This is a genomic window from Streptomyces sp. NPDC003042 (genome assembly GCF_053591315.1).
This window is the reverse complement of record NZ_JBSFTP010000043.1, coordinates 22,528-39,859: the sequence shown is the minus strand read 5'-3', so window position 1 is coordinate 39,859 and position 17,332 is coordinate 22,528. Positions and strand designations below refer to the sequence as shown.

Here is a 17,332-nt window from a genome sequence, read left to right as displayed (position 1 = left end):
CGGAACCCTGCACGGTGATTCCAGCCGCGAAGTCCGCGGCTCGTGGATTTGCGGTGAGAAGGGGGCGGAGATCGTGGCTGGATCGAAGTCGTGTGAAGTACCGGAGCCCGTGGTGGCCGGTGGGGGCGCGCTGTCGCCCCGTGCGGGCGGCGTGGGACCAGGCGGCGGGCGGCCGCTGATCATCACCGAGGATCCGCTGCTGCTGGACGATCTGCTGCGGCTGTGCGCCGCCGCGGGCGCCGAGCCGCATGTGCACCATGCGGTGCCCGAGCAAAGCGGAGCCGGTGGTGACCTGGGTTCTGGGGGTGACGGGAGCGGTCCGAGCGCCGCAGCAGCGCGCGGGAGCGTCGGCTGGGAGTCCGCCCCGCTCGTGCTGGTCGGGGACGACGCCGCCCGCCGGGTGCGCGGAGCGCCGCGCCGGGACGGGGTGTTCCTCGTCGGCCGTGACCTCGACGACCCCCAGGTGTGGCAGCGGGCGGTGGAGATCGGCGCGCAGGAGGTGCTGCGGCTGCCCGACGCCGAGAACCGGCTGGTCGACCGCATCGCCGATGTGGTGGAAGGGGCCGGGCGTCCCGCCCTCACGGTCGGCGTGATCGGCGGCAGCGGCGGGGCCGGCGCGTCCACGCTCGCCTGCGCCCTCGCCCTGCGTGCCGCCCGCGTCGGCGAGCGCACCATCCTCATCGACGGGGATCCGCTCGGCGGCGGCATGGACGTGCTGCTCGGCGGTGAGAGCGCCGAGGGGCTGCGCTGGCCCGACTTCGCCGCCTCGCGCGGCCGGGTCGGGGCCGGGGCGCTGGAGGAGTCCCTGCCCGAACTGCACGCGCTGCGGGTGCTGAGCTGGGACCGCGGCGACCGGGTGGTCGTGCCGCCCGCCGCCGTGCGGTCCGTGGTGGCCGCCGCCCGCCGCAGGGGCGGGGTGGTGGTCGTCGACCTGCCCCGCCGGGTGGACGAGGCCGTGGCGGAGGTGCTGGCCCAGCTGGACCTGGTGCTGATGGTGGTGCCGGGCGAACTGCGCTCGGTGGCCGCCGCCGGGAGGGTGGCGGCCGGGGTTCGGATGGTGGCCCGGGACGTCCGGGTGGTCGTACGGGGCCGCTGCCCGGACGGGCTCGACGCCGAGGCCGTGGCGCGGCTGCTGGGGGCGCCGCTGGCCGGTGAGGTGCCGGTCGAGGTGGGGCTCCCGGGGCGGGTGGCCGAAGGGGAACCGCCGGGAGCGCGGGGCACGCTGGCCCGGTTCTGCGACGGCTTCTGGCAGCGGGCGCTCGGCTCCGCCCAGGGGGTGCCGGCATGAGCGCGGTGCTGCTGGACGCGGTGCGCCAACGCCTGGCCGAGAGCGGCGCCGAGCCGACACCGGCCCGGGTCGCGGCGGCCCTGCGGGCCCAGGGCCGGCTGCTCGGAGACACGGAAGTGCTGGGCGTGGCCGCCGAATTACGCTCAGAGCTGGTCGGCGCCGGCCCGCTGGAACGCCTCCTCGCCGACCCGGAGGTCACCGATGTGCTGGTGGCCGCCCCGGACCGGGTGTGGGTGGACCGGGGTGGCGGGCTGGAGCTGACCGCGGTGACCTTCACCGACGCCGAGGCCGTGCGCAGGCTGGCCCAGCGGCTGGCCGCCGTCGCGGGGCGGCGACTGGACGACGCCAGGCCCTGGGTGGACGCCCGGATGCCTGACGGCACCCGGCTGCATGCCGTGCTGCCTCCGGTGGCGGTCGGGTCGGCGTGCCTCTCTCTGCGGGTGGTGCGGCCGAAGGCGTTCACGCTGGAGGAACTGGTGGCGGCGGGGACCCTGCCGCCGGGCGGCCAGCGACTGCTGCGGGCGATGGTCGAGGCACGGCTGTCGTTCCTCGTCTCCGGTGGGACGGGGACGGGCAAGACCACTCTGCTCAGCGCCTTGCTGGGGCTGGTCGGGCCGGGTGAGCGGATCGTGCTGGCCGAGGACTCGGCCGAGCTGCGCCCCGACCATCCGCATGTGGTGAGGCTGGAGTCGCGGCCCGCGAACCAGGAGGGGGCGGGGCTGGTCACCCTGGCGGATCTGGTCCGCCAGGCGCTGCGGATGCGGCCCGACCGGCTGGTGGTCGGCGAGGTGCGGGGCGCTGAGGTGGCGGACCTGCTCGCCGCGCTGAACACCGGGCACGAAGGTGGCTGCGGCACGGTGCACGCCAATGCCGCCGCGCACGTCCCGGCCCGGCTGGAGGCGCTGGGGACGGCTGCGGGGCTCGACCGCGCCGCGCTGCACAGCCAGTTGGCGGCGGCGCTGACCCTGGTGATTCACCTGGTGCGTGACCGTACCGGGCGCCGCCGGGTGGCCGAGGTGCATGTGCTGGAGCGGGATCAGGCCGGGCTGGTGGTGACCGTCCCGGCGTTGCGCTGGGCGGCGCGCGGCTTCGTACGGGAGCCGGGCTGGGCGCGGCTGGCGCCGCTGCTGGGAGGTGTCCGGTGAGCGCCGGGCCGTTCGGGTCGGTGGCGGTGTTCGCCGGGGTGCTGTGCGCCGGTGCGGCCGCCTGGGTGCTGGCCGGGGGTGACCACGTGTCCCGGAGGGCCCGGTTGGTGCTGGCAGGGGGAGGTCCGGTGGTGCCGGGTGGACCGGCGTACGGGCAGCGGTTGCTCGCCTTGGTGCGGGTACGGGCGGGGCGATCGCGGGAGTGGGCCGCTCTCCTGGCCGGGCTGGTGGTCGCCCTGCTGGGCGGGTCCGTGATCCCGCTGGTGCTGGGAGCGGCCTCGGTGCCGCTGCTGCGGCGCTGGCTGCGGGCCAGGGACCGGGAACGGGCGCGCGGCGCCCGTGCCGCCGAGGTGGTGGCGCTGTGCGGGGCCGTGGTGGGGGAGTTGCGGGCCGGGGCGCAGCCCGGCCAGGCCTTGCTGGCGGCGATGCGCCGTACGGCCGCGGGCCCCGGGGGCCCGGGCGCGGTGGAGGCGGGCGTACTGGCCGCCGCGGCGTTCGGCGGTGATGTGGCCGGGGCACTGCGCGAGGCGTCCCGGGAGCCGGGCGCGGAGGGACTGGCCGGGATGGCGGCCTGCTGGCGGGTATCGGTGGACGGCGGAGCCGGCCTGGCGGCCGGACTGGATCGGATGGAGGGGGCGTTGCGGGCCGAGCGGGACCGTGAGGAGTCCCTGCGGGCCCAGTTGGCGGGAGCCAGATCGACTGCCGTTGTGCTCGCGCTGCTGCCGCTGGTGGGGCTGTTGATCGGTACGGGGCTGGGGGCGGATCCGCTGCGGGTGCTGCTGCACTCCCCGGTGGGGTGGGGCTGCCTGATGGCCGGCGGGGTGCTGGAGGCGCTGGGACTGCTGTGGTGTCGGCGGATCGTACGGGCGGGGGAGCGGTGATGGGCGGGTCAGTGGTCCACAGGCTGGGGATGGCGTGGTGCCTCCTGGCGGCGGTGTGGTGCGTGGTGTCGGTGGTGTGGGCGCGGCTGCGCCGGCGGGCGGCGCGGCGAAGGCTCAGGGGACTGTTCCGGGCGGAACCGGTGCGGGGCGGGCCGGTGTGGGGGCGCCGGATACGGGCGGCGTCGGTGACGTGGGCCGGACCGTTCGGGGCGTTGCTGGCCGGCTGGGTGCTGATCGGCGGAGGGCTGGGGGTGCTGGTCGGCTGCGGTGCGGCCTTCGGAGTGCGGCGCCTGCTCACCCGGGCGCGGCCGTCGGCCGGGTTCGATGCGCGGGAAGCGGAGCGGCAGTTGCCGTTCGCTGCGGATCTGCTGGCCGCCTGCCTGGCGGCTGGTGCGGGGCCGGTGGAGGCGGCCGAGGTGGTGGGGGACTCGCTCGGTGGCCCGGTGGGAGAGCGGCTGGCGCGAGCGGGGGCGGAGCTGCGGCTCGGCGGGGAACCGGGCGCCGCGTGGGGGAGGTTGGCCGAGATACCGGGCGCCCGGGGGTTGGCGGAATGCCTGGAGCGGGCCGCCCGGACGGGGGCGCCGGCCGCGGAGCCGGTATCCCGCCTGGCGGCGGCCCTCCGGGCGGACCGGTCCCGGCAGGCGGGCGCCAGGGCGCAGCGGGCGGCGGTGCTCGTCACCGCGCCGGTGGGGCTCTGTTTCCTCCCCGCGTTCCTGGCGGTCGGAGTGGCGCCGGTGGTGATCGGAATGGCCTCCGGGTTGCTGTCGGGCAGCTGAAAGGCGGGGCACTCAAAAGACGTACTGATCAAAAGCTGAAAACACATCAAGAACGAAAATCCACAGGAGGTTGTCATGAGGATCATCTGGTTTCGGATGAGGGCGGCGCTGGTCGGCCGCAAGGGCGATGCCGGAATGTCGACGTCGGAATACGCCATGGGCACGATCGCGGCGTGTGCGTTCGCCGCGGTTCTGTACAAGGTGGTGACGAGCGAGGTGGTCTCGACGGCGCTGCAGTCGACCATCGGGAAGGCGCTCGATGCGCCGTTCTGAGCGAAAGCCGCCGGGAATCGGGGACGGCGGATATGTGACGGCGGAGGCGGCTCTGGTCATCCCGGCGCTGGTGCTGTTCGCGGCGCTGCTGGTGTGGGCGCTGATGGCTGCGGCCGCGCAGATCCGGTGTGTGGACGCCGCTCGGGCCGGTGCCCGGGCGGCGGCCCGCTCGGAGCCGGCGGAGGTGGCGCTCGGGGCGGCCAGGGAGGCCGCACCGCCGGGGGCGCGGGTGGAGCTGGAGCGGTCGGGCGACCTGTGGCGGGTCCGGGTGGCGGCGCCCGCGCCGGGCCCGGGTGGGCTGCGGGTACGGCTCGGGGCGCAGGCGGTGGCCCTGGCCGAGGACAGCGTGGGGCCGCCGCCGTGAACCGGGACCGGGGCTCGGCGACGGTGTGGGCCATGGTGGTGGTCACGGTGCTGGGAACGGTGTTCGGAGGCGTGCTGCTGCTCGGTCAGGCCGTCGGTGCCCGCCACAGGGCCGGTGCGGCGGCCGACCTGGCGGCCCTCGCGGCGGCGGCTACCTGGGCCCACGGCCCCGAGGCGGCCTGCGCCACGGCGGTCCGCGTGGCCCGGGCGCAGGACGCGACGGTGATCGCGTGCCGCGTCGAGGGGGAAGTGGCGGAAGTCACAGCCCGAGTCCGGGCGGGCCCGTTCGCCCCGGCTCTCCCGGCCCGCGCCGGTCCGCCGCTGCGGCCGGGCTGACCGGGGTGGCGGGGCGCCGTCACCCGAGCGGCCCAGCGGTCCTCAGCCGGCCGGTGGCTGCTCTTCGGCGGCGTCTGGATCCGGCGTCGCGGCGTCGGGGGCCGGGGCGAGGAGACGGGTGAGGAGACGGATGGCGCCGCGTTTGTGGAGGGGGTCGTTGCCGTTGCCGCACTTGGGGGACTGGACGCAGGAGGGGCAGCCCGCCTCGCACTCGCAGGCGGCGATGGCGTCACGGGTGGCCGTCAGCCAGGCGTGGGCCGTGTGGAAGCCCCGCTCCGCGAAGCCGGCGCCGCCGGGGTGGCCGTCGTAGACGAACACCGTGGGCAGCAGGGTGTCGGGATGCAGCGGCACGGAGACGCCGCCGATGTCCCAGCGGTCGCAGGTCGCGAACAGCGGGAGGAGGCCGATGGAGGCGTGCTCGGCGGCGTGCAGGGCGCCGCCGAGGATCTCCGGGTTGATCCGGGCCTCGTCGAGCTGGTCCTCCGTGACCGTCCACCACACGGCCCGGGTGCGCAGGGTGCGAGGCGGCAGGTCCAGCTTGGCCTCGCCGAGCACCTCGCCGGTGATCAGTTTGCGGCGCAGGTAGGAGACGACCTGGTTGGTGACCTCGACGGAACCGAAGCAGAGCCGGGCCGCGCCCCACGGGATCTCGGTCTCGGTCTCCAGGATGGAGATGGAGGTGGTGTCGCGGGCGGTGGTGGAGAACGGCGGATTCGATTCCTCGACGAGGGCGACCGAATCCTCCAGGTCCAGGTGTTTCACCAGGTAGGCGCGGCCCTGGTGGAGATGGACGGCCCCGTCGTGGACGGCGGTGTGGGAGGCCGCTTCGTCGACCGTGCCCAGCAGCCGGCCGGTCGAGGCCTCCACGATCTGCACGGGCCGGCCGCCCCCGCCCCGGATGTCGGTCAGGTCCGAGGCCCGCTCCCGCCTGGTCCAGTGCCAGGCCGTGGCCCGGCGGCGCAGCAGCTTCGCCGCCTCCAGCTGCGGAAGGAGTTCGCGGGTCGCCGGGCCGAAGAGTTCCAGGTCGGGTTCCGTGAGCGGAAGCTCCGCGGCTGCCGCGCACAGGTGCGGGGCCAGGACGTACGGGTTGTCCGGGTCCAGGACGGTGGCCTCCACCGGCTGCTGAAACAGCGCCTCGGGGTGGTGGACCAGGTAGGTGTCCAGCGGGTCGTCCCGGGCGACCAGGACGGCCAGGGCGCCCTGGCCCGAACGGCCGGCCCGCCCGGCCTGCTGCCACAGCGAGGCGCGGGTGCCCGGGTATCCGGTGATCAGGACGGCGTCGAGGCCGGAGACGTCCACGCCCAGCTCCAGGGCGGTCGTGGCGGCCAGGCCGAGCAGCTCACCGGAGTGCAGGGCCCGCTCCAGGGCCCGCCGCTCCTCGGGCAGGTAGCCGCCCCGGTAGGCCGCGACACGCCCGGGCAGCGAGCGGTCCACCCCCGCGAGCCGCTCCTGGGCGATGACGGCGATCAGCTCGGCCCCGCGCCGGGACCGTACGAAGGCCACCGTACGGACGCCCTGGACGACCAGATCCGTCAGCAGGTCGGCGGTCTCGGCGGTGGCGGTACGGCGTACCGGAGCGCCCTTCTCGCCCTTGAGGTCGGTCAGCGGCGGCTCCCACAGGGCGAAGACCACCTCCCCGCGCGGCGAGGCGTCGTCGGTGACCTCGATGACCGGCACCCCGGTCAGCCGGGAGGCGGCGGCCGCCGGCTCGCTCGCGGTGGCGGAGGCCAGCAGGAAGACGGGCTCGGAGCCGTAGCGGGCGCACAGCCGCCGCAGCCGGCGCAGGACCTGGGCGACGTGGGAGCCGAAGACCCCGCGGTAGGTGTGGCACTCGTCGATCACGACGTAGCGCAGGGCCCGCAGGAAGGAGGACCAGCGCGGGTGGGCAGGGAGGATCCCGCGGTGCAGCATGTCGGGGTTGGTGAGGACGTAATTGGCGTACTGGCGCACCCATTCGCGTTCTTCTACGGGCGTGTCGCCGTCGTAGACGGCGGGACGGACCGCGTTGCCGAGCGGGGCGGCCAGCTCGCGTACGGCGCGCCGCTGATCGGCGGCCAGCGCCTTGGTGGGGGCCAGGTACAGGGCGGTCGCGCCCCTCCCGTTCGGGGCCTGCGCCCCCTCCACGAGGGCGGAGAGCACGGGCGCGAGGTAGGCCAGGGACTTGCCCGAGGCGGTGCCGGTGGCGACGACCACGGACTGCCCGTCCAGGGCGTGCTCGGCGGCCGTGGCCTGGTGTTCCCACGGATGTTCGATCCCCGCGGCTTGGATGGCGGCTACGACATCCGTTCGGATGAGGTCGGGCCAGACCGCATGACGACCCTCCCGAGGGGGCAAGTGCTCCGTATGAGTGATGCGCGCAGCTCGGGAAGACCCCCGTGACAGACGGTCCAGGACCGTGCCGGGGGTGGGTCGTGGATCCGCGGGTACCGTGGGCCGACCGGGGCGGTGAGTGCTGGCCATTGGAACCGAGTGTGTCACTGGCGTGCGGGACAATGGCCCCAAGGCGTCGTGCGCGCCTGCCGGTAAGTGATTGAATGCCATCGCGGCAGCCGATCCCTCCCCTACCTTCGGGTGGGGAGGCCCCTGGGGGGCGCCGCTCGATAGCAAGGTGCTGGAGGATCCGTGGACCTGTCCCTGTCGACTCGCACTGTCGGCGACCGCACGGTCGTAGAGGTCGGTGGCGAGATTGATGTGTATACCGCGCCCAAGCTGCGCGAGCAGTTGGTGGAGTTGGTGAACGACGGCAGCTACCACTTGGTTGTCGACATGGAGCGAGTGGACTTCCTCGACTCCACCGGCCTCGGTGTGCTCGTGGGAGGCCTCAAGCGTGTTCGCGCGCACGAGGGCTCGCTGCGTCTGGTCTGCAACCAGGAGCGCATCCTGAAGATCTTCCGAATCACCGGTCTGACCAAGGTGTTCCCGATCCACACGTCTGTGGAAGACGCCGTCAGCGCCACCGACTGACGGCTCCTGGCGACGGCCGCCGAGGCGGCGCAGGAGCCTGGAGGAGCGGGGGTACCGGACCACGGGTGGTCCGGGCCCCTGTCAAGGCACGCCCGTAGTCCGAGGGGGACGCACATGGCCACCGTTGAACTGCGCTTCAGCGCCCAGCCCGAACACGTCCGGACGGCCCGCCTGGTCGCGGCCGCCGTGGCGCGCCGGGCGGGGGTGGAGGAAGCCGTCCTCGACGAGGTCCGCCTCGCCGTGGGCGAGGCCTGTTCGCGCGCTGTCGGGCTGCATCGGAGCAATGGACTGACCGCGCCCGTCCGGGTGGTGCTGACCGAGGAGGAGAAGGTGTTCTCCATCGAGGTCGCCGACGAGGTCCCCGGACCGGTCGGCGGTTCCTCCCAGGCCGTGCCCGGCACGGCCGCCGCCTTGGACCCGGATGGCGACGGCGAGGACGAGATGGGTCTGGCGGTGATCAGCGGGCTCGTCGACGACGTCGCGGTGACCGCGGGGGAATCCGGCGGAACCATCCGGATGAGCTGGCCCGTCGCCACGGCCTCGGATCCTTCGTAGCGCCGCGCCGGCACGTCCCCAGCGCCTCCCGTACGCCACCGGACGGCTTGGGTGGCGTTGCCTCCGTCATATCTTCCGATCTTTATCAAGGCCCTGCTGAGCAGGGCCTTTTCTCTTTTCCGGGAAAATTCTCTTGATCGCCGACCGGCCGGTGACTGATCGTCAATGCTTTTGTCCCATTACCTCTTTCGGGGGTAATGAAGTGACGCGATCTATTGCTGAGGAGCGAGTGCAGGCCAATTCCGTTTCACGCCCACTGTTTTGATCAGGTCGCGCTCCCTACAATCCGTCCACATCTTGAGCTCATCGCGTCAAGGAGGACGAATGACGGGGCTCTTCACCCCTATCGCGCCGGATCACGCAAATGATCTGGCAGCCGCAGTACTCACCGATGACAATCGGCTCATCGTGATCGTCATCGCGGCCGTCGCACTGGCCGCACTCGTCGTCGCGCAGATCCTGGTCCGCCAGGTCCTCGCCGCCGACGAGGGAACCGACAGTATGAAGAAGATCGCCGCGGCCGTGCAGGAAGGCGCCAACGCCTACCTGGGCCGCCAGTTGCGCACGCTCGGCGTCTTCGCCGTCGTGGTCTTCTTCCTGCTCTTCCTGCTCCCCGCCGACGACTGGACGCAGCGGGCGGGCCGTTCCGCCTTCTTCCTCGTCGGCGCACTCTTCTCGGCCGCCACCGGCTACATCGGCATGCGGCTCGCGGTCCGCGCCAACGTCCGCGTCGCCGCCGCCGCACGCGAGGCCACCCCCGCCGAGGGCGAACCCGCCAAGGACCTGACCGAGGTCTCCCACAAGGCCATGAAGATCGCCTTCCGCACAGGCGGTGTGGTCGGCATGTTCACCGTCGGACTCGGTCTGCTCGGCGCCTCCTGCGTCGTGCTGGTGTACGCCGCGGACGCGCCCAAGGTGCTGGAGGGCTTCGGCCTCGGCGCCGCCCTGATCGCGATGTTCATGCGCGTGGGCGGCGGCATCTTCACCAAGGCCGCCGACGTCGGCGCCGACCTGGTCGGCAAGGTCGAGCAGGGCATTCCGGAGGACGATCCGCGCAATGCCGCGACCATCGCCGACAACGTGGGCGACAACGTCGGCGACTGCGCGGGGATGGCGGCCGACCTCTTCGAGTCGTACGCCGTCACCCTCGTGGCCGCGCTCATCCTCGGCAAGGCCGCCTTCGGCGACCTCGGCCTGGCCTTCCCGCTGATCGTGCCCGCCATCGGTGTCGTCACCGCCATGATCGGGATCTTCGCGGTCTCCCCGCGCCGCTCCGACCGCAGCGGGATGACGGCCATCAACCGCGGCTTCTTCATCTCCGCCGTGATCTCCCTGGTGCTGGTCGCGATCGCGGTCTACGCGTACCTGCCGGCCACCTACAAGGAGCTCGTCGGCGTCGAGGACGCCGCCATCGCGAACCACCCCGGGGACCCCCGGGTCCTGGCCGTCGTCGCCGTCGCCATCGGCATCGTCCTCGCGGCCCTGATCCAGCAGCTGACCGGCTACTTCACCGAGACCAACCGCCGTCCCGTCCGGGACATCGGCAAGTCCTCCCTGACCGGCGCGGCCACCGTGGTCCTCGCCGGCATCTCCGTCGGCCTGGAGTCCGCCGTCTACACGGCGCTGCTCATCGGCCTCGGCGTCTACGGGGCGTTCCTGCTCGGCGGCACCTCGATCATGCTGGCGCTCTTCGCCGTGGCCCTGGCCGGCACCGGCCTGCTCACCACCGTCGGTGTCATCGTCGCGATGGACACCTTCGGCCCGGTCTCGGACAACGCCCAGGGCATCGCGGAGATGTCCGGCGACGTCACGGGTGCGGGCGCGCAGGTCCTGACCGACCTGGACGCGGTCGGCAACACCACCAAGGCCATCACCAAGGGCATCGCCATCGCCACGGCGGTGCTCGCCGCGTCGGCCCTCTTCGGCTCGTACAACGACGCGATCGCCAACGCCGTGAAGGAAGTCGGCGCCAAGGCCGGGGAGATGAACCTCAGCCTCGACATCGCCCAGCCCAACAACCTGGTCGGGCTGATCCTGGGCGCGGCCGTCGTGTTCCTCTTCTCGGGTCTGGCCATCAACGCCGTCTCCCGTTCCGCGGGCGCCGTCGTCTACGAGGTGCGCCGTCAGTTCCGCGAGCACCCCGGGATCATGGACTACACCGAGAAGCCCGAGTACGGGCGCGTGGTGGACATCTGCACCAAGGACGCCCTGCGCGAGCTCGCCACGCCCGGCCTGCTCGCCGTCCTCACCCCGATCGCGGTCGGGTTCTCCCTCGGCGTCGGAGCGCTCGGCTCCTTCCTCGCGGGCGCCATCGGCACGGGCACGCTGATGGCGGTCTTCCTCGCCAACTCCGGTGGCGCGTGGGACAACGCGAAGAAGCTCGTCGAGGACGGCCATCACGGCGGCAAGGGCAGCGAGGCCCATGCCGCGGTGGTCATCGGAGACACGGTCGGCGACCCGTTCAAGGACACCGCCGGCCCGGCCATCAACCCGCTGCTCAAGGTCATGAACCTGGTGGCGCTGCTGATCGCCCCCGCGATCGTTCAGTTCAGCTACGGCGACGACACCAGCCCGGTCGTACGGGCCGTCGTCGCGTTCCTCGCGATCGCGGTCATCATCGGCGCGGTCTACGTCTCCAAGCGCCGCGGCATCGCCGTCGGCGACGACAGCGAGGGGGCGCCCGCGGAGCGGGTGGGGCAGTCGGCCGACCCGGCGGTGGCTTCCTGAGGCCCCGGATTCCGGTGGCCTGACTCCGGGACCTGATCCTCGGCGCTGATCTCCAGGCCTGGCCTCGGAGTTGCGGTCGTGGGCCGACGGGATCGAAGATACGCCCGAACGGCGGACGGGCGGCGCGGACTGACGCGCCGTCTGTCCGCCTTTGCGCGTCCCCGGATGGAGGGCGTGTATCTTCCGGGCCGAGAGCCTTCGAAGGGACCAATCCGGTGAACAAGAAGCTTGCGGCCGCGGTGTCCGGCGGTGCGGTACTGATGCTCGTCCTGTCCGGCTGCGGCGGTGAGGACGACGGGGACAAGAAGGCCGAAGCCTGGGCCAAGAAGGTCTGCGACAAGTGGGAGCCAGAGCTCAACAAGATCAAGACGACCAACGACGAACTGAAGCGGGTGGCCACGCAGAGCAGTAAGCCAGAGGAGGTCCAGGCGACCGACTCGGCCGCCTTCCAGACCCTGTCCGAGGCCTACAAGAACATGGGCGGCGCGCTGAAGGACGCCGGTGTCGCGCCGGTCGAGGGGGGCAAGGCGGCCCAGGACTCGGTGGTGAAGAGCTACGAGGAGATCTCGAAGACCTACACCGGCCTCAAGACCAAGATCGACACGCTCGACCCCAAGGACCAGTCGAAGTTCGCCGCTGGCCTCCAGGAGGTCGCCGACGGCATGAACGAGGTCGCGGCGAACGAGACGGCGAGCAAGCAGCGGCTCAACTCGACCGGCCTGAAGGTGATCTACACCCAGAAGGGCTGCCAGATCACCGCCCCGGCGCCCACGATGAGCTGACCGCCGACGGCGCCCGTCTGCGCGCCGTCGCGCCGTCGCGGCGTCCTCGTCCAGGGCGGCAGGGTCTCGAACGGACCCCGCCGCCCTGCCGCGTGTCGCGCGTCGCACGGATTGTCGGTGTCAGCGGCCACAATGGACGGGTGAGTACCACCAGCCTTCCCTCGTCCGACCACGCCGCCGAATTCCGTGCCGCCCTGCTCGCCGCCGGCTTCACCGCCGACGGGTTGCTCGATCTGCTCGGCGCCCCCGCCTACGCCGCGCTGGCCCGCAGCGAGACGGTCCCCGCCCTGCGGGCCGCCCGCGGGCAGGGTGACCGCCCGCTCGCGAGCCTGGTCCGGCTGTTCCTGCTCCAGGAGCCCGTGCCCTACGCGCACGCCGCGGCCGCGCTGCCCGTCGAGGCCGCGATCGCCGACGGATGGCTGCGGCGGGAGGGTGACGAAGTCCACGCCACCGTCGACGTACGCCCGTACGGCGGCCCGGACGGCGAGGACTGGTTCATCGTCTCCGACCTCGGCTGCGCCGTGGGCGGGGCCGGCGGGGTCGGCAGCCGGGGGCGTCAGCCAGGCACAGCCGTCGTGCTCGGCGTGGGCGGAGCTTCGACCACCCTGGCCGGGATCACCGTGCGCACGCCCGTCGGCACGGCCCTGGACCTCGGCACCGGATCCGGGATCCAGGCACTGCACGCGTCCCGGCACGCCACCCGGGTCACCGCCACCGATGTCAACCCGCGCGCCCTGGAATTCACCCGGTTGACGCTGGCGCTCTCCGGGGTGCCGGAGGCCGAGCTGCTGACCGGGTCCCTGTTCGAGCCCGTCGGCGACGCGACGTACGACCTCATCGTGTCGAACCCGCCCTTCGTGATCTCTCCCGGTGCCCGGCTCACCTACCGGGACGGCGGCATGGGCGGGGACGACCTGTGCCGGACGCTGGTGCAGGAGGCCGGCGCCCACCTCAACCCGGGCGGATACGCGCAGTTCCTCGGCAACTGGCAGCACGTGGAGGGCGAGGACTGGCACGACCGGCTCCGCTCCTGGGTGCCGCGCGGCTGTGACGCGTGGATCGTGCAGCGTGACGTGCAGGACGTGACGCAGTACGCGGAGCTGTGGCTGCGTGACGCCGGCGACCACCACACCGACCCGGCCGCGTACGCGCGGCGCTACGAGGAGTGGCTGGACGAGTTCGAGGCCCGCAAGACCAAGGCCGTCGGCTTCGGCTGGATCACCCTGCGCCGCAGCGACGCCGCGGAGCCCTCGATCGTGGTCGAGGAGTGGCCGCACTCGGTGGAGCAGCCGCTCGGCGAGACCGTACTGGCGCACTTCGCCCGGCAGGACTACCTGCGCGACCACGACGACGCGGCGCTGCTGGCGGGGTATTTCCAGCTGGGCGCCGAGGTCGTCCAGGAGCAGGTCGGCGCGCCCGGCGCGGAGGACCCGGAGCATGTGGTCCTCCGGCAGAACCGCGGGATGCGGCGGGCGACGAAGGTCGACACGGTCGGGGCGGGCTTCGCCGGAGTGTGCGACGGCTCACTCAGCGCGGGCCGGATCCTCGACGCGATCGCGCAGCTGGTGGACGAGGATCCGGTCGTTCTGCGCGACCGGACGCCGGAGGCGATCCGGATGCTGGTGGAGCAGGGCTTCCTGGATCCCGTACAGGGGCCCACAGCGTCGTAGCGGAGGCCGCGGGGGTTCTCGTAGCCACGATGTAACCCGGGGTTCGCCTGCTGTATCCCCACGGCTGTCAAGCTCCGGGACACGGGGATCCGGGGGGATCCCCGAGCGGCTCAGGGGAAATGGGGAACGGCATGGAACGCGGTCCGGCGATCTTCGCGGCGACCGTGTTCCTGCTGTTCGGAGCCGCTCTGCTGGCCTGGACGGGGGCACGCGCACTGCACCGGGCACCGGTGGCTGATGGCGTGCGCCCCGTCGTGGCCGTACCGCTGGCGCTGCTGGTCGGCGCGGGGTCGCTGGCGCTCGGAGTCTGGTGCCTCGAGCGGTTCTGAGGCGACCGCCCGCGATGATCTCCGTAGGGGTGTGAAACCCGACGTCGCGACGGGTGCGGGAGCGGGGCCAGACGGCCCTTCGGCCACCCTGCCCAGTGATCGGGAAGCGGCCGCCGCGGCATCCGGGCGGCAGAAACGGCACTTGTCGGGTTACCGTTCGAGTGGCCGTTGCGGGCTTGTGCCGTTTGACACGGGGGCGGGTTGTACCGTCACACTCCGCAGCGTCGCCGTACTGCGACCGAGTGCCGACCGGAGAGAAGAGCCAAGTTGTCCCCGACTAGCGAGACCGCAAAGGGCGGCCGCCGACTCGTCATCGTCGAGTCCCCTGCCAAGGCGAAGACGATCAAGGGCTACCTCGGCCCGGGATACGTCGTCGAGGCGAGCGTCGGGCACATCCGCGACCTGCCGAGCGGCGCGGCCGAGGTTCCCGACAAGTACACGGGCGAGGTCCGTCGCCTCGGTGTGGACGTCGAACACGACTTCCAGCCGATCTACGTCGTCAACGCGGACAAGAAGGCGCAGGTCCGCAAGCTCAAGGACCTGCTGGCCGAGTCCGACGAACTCTTCCTCGCCACCGATGAGGACCGCGAGGGCGAAGCCATCGCGTGGCACCTGCAGGAAGTCCTCAAGCCCAAGGTCCCCGTCCACCGGATGGTCTTCCACGAGATCACCAAGGACGCGATCCGCGACGCCGTCGCCAACCCGCGCGAGCTGAACCAGCGCATGGTCGACGCCCAGGAGACCCGCCGAATCCTCGACCGCCTCTACGGCTACGAGGTCTCGCCGGTCCTGTGGAAGAAGGTCATGCCGAAGCTGTCGGCGGGCCGCGTGCAGTCGGTGGCCACCCGCCTCGTCGTCGAGCGGGAGCGCGAGCGCATCGCCTTCCGTTCCGCCGAGTACTGGGACCTGACCGGCACCTTCTCCACCGGCCGCGCCGGTGACGCCTCCGACCCCTCGACGCTGGTCGCCCGCCTGAACACGGTGGACGGCAAGCGCGTGGCGCAGGGCCGCGACTTCGGCTCGACCGGGCAGCTCAAGAGCGAGGTGCTGCACCTCGACGAGGGAGGCGCCCGGGCGCTGGCCGCCGCGCTGGAGGGTGCCTCGTTCGCCGTCCGCTCGGTGGAGTCCAAGCCGTACCGCCGTTCCCCGTACGCCCCGTTCCGTACGACGACGCTCCAGCAGGAGGCCTCGCGCAAGCTCGGCTTCGGTGCGAAGGCGACGATGCAGGTGGCCCAGAAGCTGTACGAGAACGGCTTCATCACCTACATGCGTACGGACTCCACGACGCTCTCCGAGACCGCCGTCACGGCGGCTCGGGCGCAGGTCACCCAGCTGTACGGGTCCGACTACCTGCCGGAGAAGCCGCGCGTCTACGCCGCGAAGGTCAAGAACGCGCAGGAGGCGCACGAGGCGATCCGCCCTTCAGGTGATCGTTTCCGCACCCCGGCCGAGACGGGTCTGAGCGGCGACCAGTTCCGCCTGTACGAGCTGATCTGGAAGCGGACCGTCGCCTCCCAGATGAAGGACGCGGTCGGCAACTCGGTGACCGTGAAGATCGGTGGGCGGGCGTCGGACGGCCGGGACGCCGAGTTCTCCGCGTCCGGCAAGACGATCACTTTCCACGGCTTCATGAAGGCCTACGTCGAGGGCGCGGACGACCCGAACGCCGAGCTGGACGACCGCGAGAAGCGGCTGCCGCAGGTCGCCGAGGGCGACGCGCTGTCGGCCGAGGAGATCACGGTCGACGGCCACTCCACCAAGCCGCCGGCCCGGTACACCGAGGCCTCGCTGGTCAAGGAGCTGGAGGAGCGGGAGATCGGCCGCCCGTCGACGTACGCGTCGATCATCGGCACGATCCTCGACCGCGGCTACGTCTTCAAGAAGGGCACGGCGCTCGTGCCGTCCTTCCTGTCCTTCGCCGTCGTGAACCTGCTGGAGACGCACTTCGGGCGGCTCGTCGACTACGACTTCACCGCGAAGATGGAGGACGACCTCGACCGCATCGCGCGCGGCGAGGCCAAGTCCGTGCCGTGGCTGAAGCGCTTCTACTTCGGTGCGGAGGACGCGTCGGAGGTCGTGCCGGCGGACGGCGACGCCCTCGGCGGCCTGAAGGAGCTGGTCACGGACCTGGGCGCGATCGACGCCCGCGAGATCTCCTCCTTCCCGGTCGGCGAAGGCATCGTGCTGCGGGTCGGCCGCTACGGGCCGTACGTGGAGCGGGGCGAGAAGGACGCGGAAGGCCACCAGCGGGCCGACGTACCGGAGGAGCTCGCTCCGGACGAGCTGACGGTGGAGTACGCGGAGGAGCTGTTCGCGAAGCCGAGCGGCGAATTCGCACTGGGCACCGACCCGGTGAGCGGGAACGAAATCGTCGCGAAGGACGGTCGCTACGGGCCGTACGTGACGGAGATCCTGCCCGAGGGCACGCCGAAGACGGGCAAGAACGCGGTCAAGCCGCGGACGGCCTCGCTGTTCCAGTCGATGAGCCTGGACACGGTCACCCTCGACGACGCGCTGAAGCTCATGTCGCTGCCGCGCGTGGTGGGCGTGGACGCGGAGGGCGTGGAGATCACGGCCCAGAACGGCCGCTACGGCCCGTACCTGAAGAAGGGCACGGACTCGCGGTCGCTGGAGAGCGAGGACCAGCTCTTCTCGATCACGCTGGACGAGGCGCTCGCCATCTACGCGCAGCCCAAGCAGCGCGGCCGGGCTGCGGCCAAGCCGCCGCTGAAGGAACTGGGCACCGACCCGGTGAGCGAGAAGCCGGTAGTGGTCAAGGACGGCCGCTTCGGGCCGTACGTGACGGACGGCGAGACGAACGCGACGCTGCGGCGGGACGACGACGTCGAGACGATCACGCCGGAGCGGGGCTACGAGCTGCTCGCGGAGAAGCGGGCCAAGAGCCCGGTGAAGAAGACCGCGAAGAAGGCTCCCGCCAAGAAGGCCCCGGCGAAGAAGGCGACGGCGACCAAGACCGCCGCGGCGAAGAAGACGACGGCGGCCAAGAAGACGACGGCAGCGGTGAAGAAGACCGCCGCCAAGAAGGTTCCGGCGAAGAAGGCGACGGCGGCGAAGGCCGCTGCGGCGGACGAGTAGTCGTCGGCCGTTCAGGATCGGTGGGACCGGCACAGGGGCCCCGTGCGCGCCGCACGGGGCCCCTGTGCGTCCGGCTGCCGGGGTACGGGCGGCGGGCCGGAGAGGGGTGGGTTCCGGGTCACACCCGAGGTTGTCCACAGGCCCCCG

General features: G+C 72.4%; 15 protein-coding genes. 14 read left to right on the top strand and 1 reads right to left on the bottom strand.

Annotation, left to right across the window (positions count from 1 at the left end; all coding sequences use genetic code 11):
- Positions 1–109: 109 nt before the first annotated feature.
- The 7 genes from ssd to ACWDYJ_RS21220 all read left to right on the top strand — a co-directional run bounded on the left by ssd (position 110) and on the right by ACWDYJ_RS21220 (position 5,062).
- A complete protein-coding gene (gene ssd / locus ACWDYJ_RS21250) occupies positions 110–1,288 on the top strand; it encodes a septum site-determining protein Ssd (protein ID WP_451567154.1) in 1,179 nt (392 codons plus the stop codon).
- Positions 1,285–2,433 (top strand): TadA family conjugal transfer-associated ATPase, encoded by a 1,149-nt coding sequence (locus tag ACWDYJ_RS21245; protein ID WP_451567137.1) that lies wholly within the window; start codon positions 1,285–1,287, stop codon positions 2,431–2,433. Before ssd ends, ACWDYJ_RS21245 begins: the two co-directional genes overlap by 4 nt.
- Positions 2,430–3,314, top strand: coding sequence for a type II secretion system F family protein (locus ACWDYJ_RS21240; protein ID WP_451567136.1), 885 nt, complete (start codon positions 2,430–2,432; stop codon positions 3,312–3,314). The genes ACWDYJ_RS21245 and ACWDYJ_RS21240 overlap by 4 nt, the downstream gene beginning before the upstream one ends.
- Positions 3,314–4,090 carry a type II secretion system F family protein gene (locus ACWDYJ_RS21235; protein ID WP_451567135.1) on the top strand — a complete coding sequence of 259 codons (777 nt, stop codon included), beginning with the start codon at positions 3,314–3,316 and terminating at the stop codon, positions 4,088–4,090. The genes ACWDYJ_RS21240 and ACWDYJ_RS21235 overlap by 1 nt, the downstream gene beginning before the upstream one ends.
- A 75-nt stretch (positions 4,091–4,165) precedes the next feature.
- On the top strand, positions 4,166–4,363 hold the full coding sequence (locus ACWDYJ_RS21230) for a DUF4244 domain-containing protein (RefSeq protein WP_451567134.1): 198 nt from the start codon (positions 4,166–4,168) through the stop codon (positions 4,361–4,363).
- Positions 4,350–4,727, top strand: coding sequence for a TadE family type IV pilus minor pilin (locus tag ACWDYJ_RS21225; RefSeq protein WP_451567133.1), 378 nt, complete (start codon positions 4,350–4,352; stop codon positions 4,725–4,727). The genes ACWDYJ_RS21230 and ACWDYJ_RS21225 overlap by 14 nt, the downstream gene beginning before the upstream one ends.
- Complete coding sequence (locus ACWDYJ_RS21220) at positions 4,724–5,062, top strand: Rv3654c family TadE-like protein (protein WP_451567132.1); 339 nt, start codon at positions 4,724–4,726, stop codon at positions 5,060–5,062. Before ACWDYJ_RS21225 ends, ACWDYJ_RS21220 begins: the two co-directional genes overlap by 4 nt.
- 42 nt (positions 5,063–5,104) lie before the next feature.
- On the opposite strand, the gene ACWDYJ_RS21215 is transcribed toward ACWDYJ_RS21220, so the two are convergent.
- Positions 5,105–7,603 carry a DEAD/DEAH box helicase gene (locus ACWDYJ_RS21215; protein WP_451567131.1) on the bottom strand — a complete coding sequence of 833 codons (2,499 nt, stop codon included), beginning with the start codon at positions 7,601–7,603 and terminating at the stop codon, positions 5,105–5,107.
- An 81-nt stretch (positions 7,604–7,684) separates the two neighbouring features.
- On the opposite strand from ACWDYJ_RS21215, the gene bldG reads away from it, so the two are divergent.
- From bldG to topA, 7 genes are all read left to right on the top strand, one after another.
- Positions 7,685–8,026 (top strand): anti-sigma factor antagonist BldG, encoded by a 342-nt coding sequence (gene bldG / locus ACWDYJ_RS21210; RefSeq protein WP_267751850.1) that lies wholly within the window; start codon positions 7,685–7,687, stop codon positions 8,024–8,026.
- Between the two features lie 114 nt (positions 8,027–8,140).
- A complete protein-coding gene (locus tag ACWDYJ_RS21205; RefSeq protein WP_451567130.1) occupies positions 8,141–8,581 on the top strand; it encodes an ATP-binding protein in 441 nt (146 codons plus the stop codon).
- A gap of 324 nt (positions 8,582–8,905) precedes the next feature.
- The gene (locus ACWDYJ_RS21200) at positions 8,906–11,308 is read left to right on the top strand and encodes a sodium-translocating pyrophosphatase (RefSeq protein WP_451567129.1); all 2,403 of its coding nucleotides are present in this window, start codon (positions 8,906–8,908) and stop codon (positions 11,306–11,308) included.
- A 215-nt stretch (positions 11,309–11,523) separates the two neighbouring features.
- Positions 11,524–12,090, top strand: coding sequence for a small secreted protein (locus ACWDYJ_RS21195; protein WP_451567128.1), 567 nt, complete (start codon positions 11,524–11,526; stop codon positions 12,088–12,090).
- Between the two features lie 140 nt (positions 12,091–12,230).
- Positions 12,231–13,760, top strand: a complete 1,530-nt coding sequence (locus ACWDYJ_RS21190) for a DUF7059 domain-containing protein (RefSeq protein ID WP_451567127.1) — start codon at positions 12,231–12,233, stop codon at positions 13,758–13,760.
- Between the two features lie 131 nt (positions 13,761–13,891).
- A complete protein-coding gene (locus ACWDYJ_RS21185; protein WP_451567126.1) occupies positions 13,892–14,089 on the top strand; it encodes a hypothetical protein in 198 nt (65 codons plus the stop codon).
- A gap of 267 nt (positions 14,090–14,356) precedes the next feature.
- Positions 14,357–17,185, top strand: a complete 2,829-nt coding sequence (gene topA, locus ACWDYJ_RS21180; protein WP_451567125.1) for a type I DNA topoisomerase — start codon at positions 14,357–14,359, stop codon at positions 17,183–17,185.
- Positions 17,186–17,332: the final 147 nt, after the last annotated feature.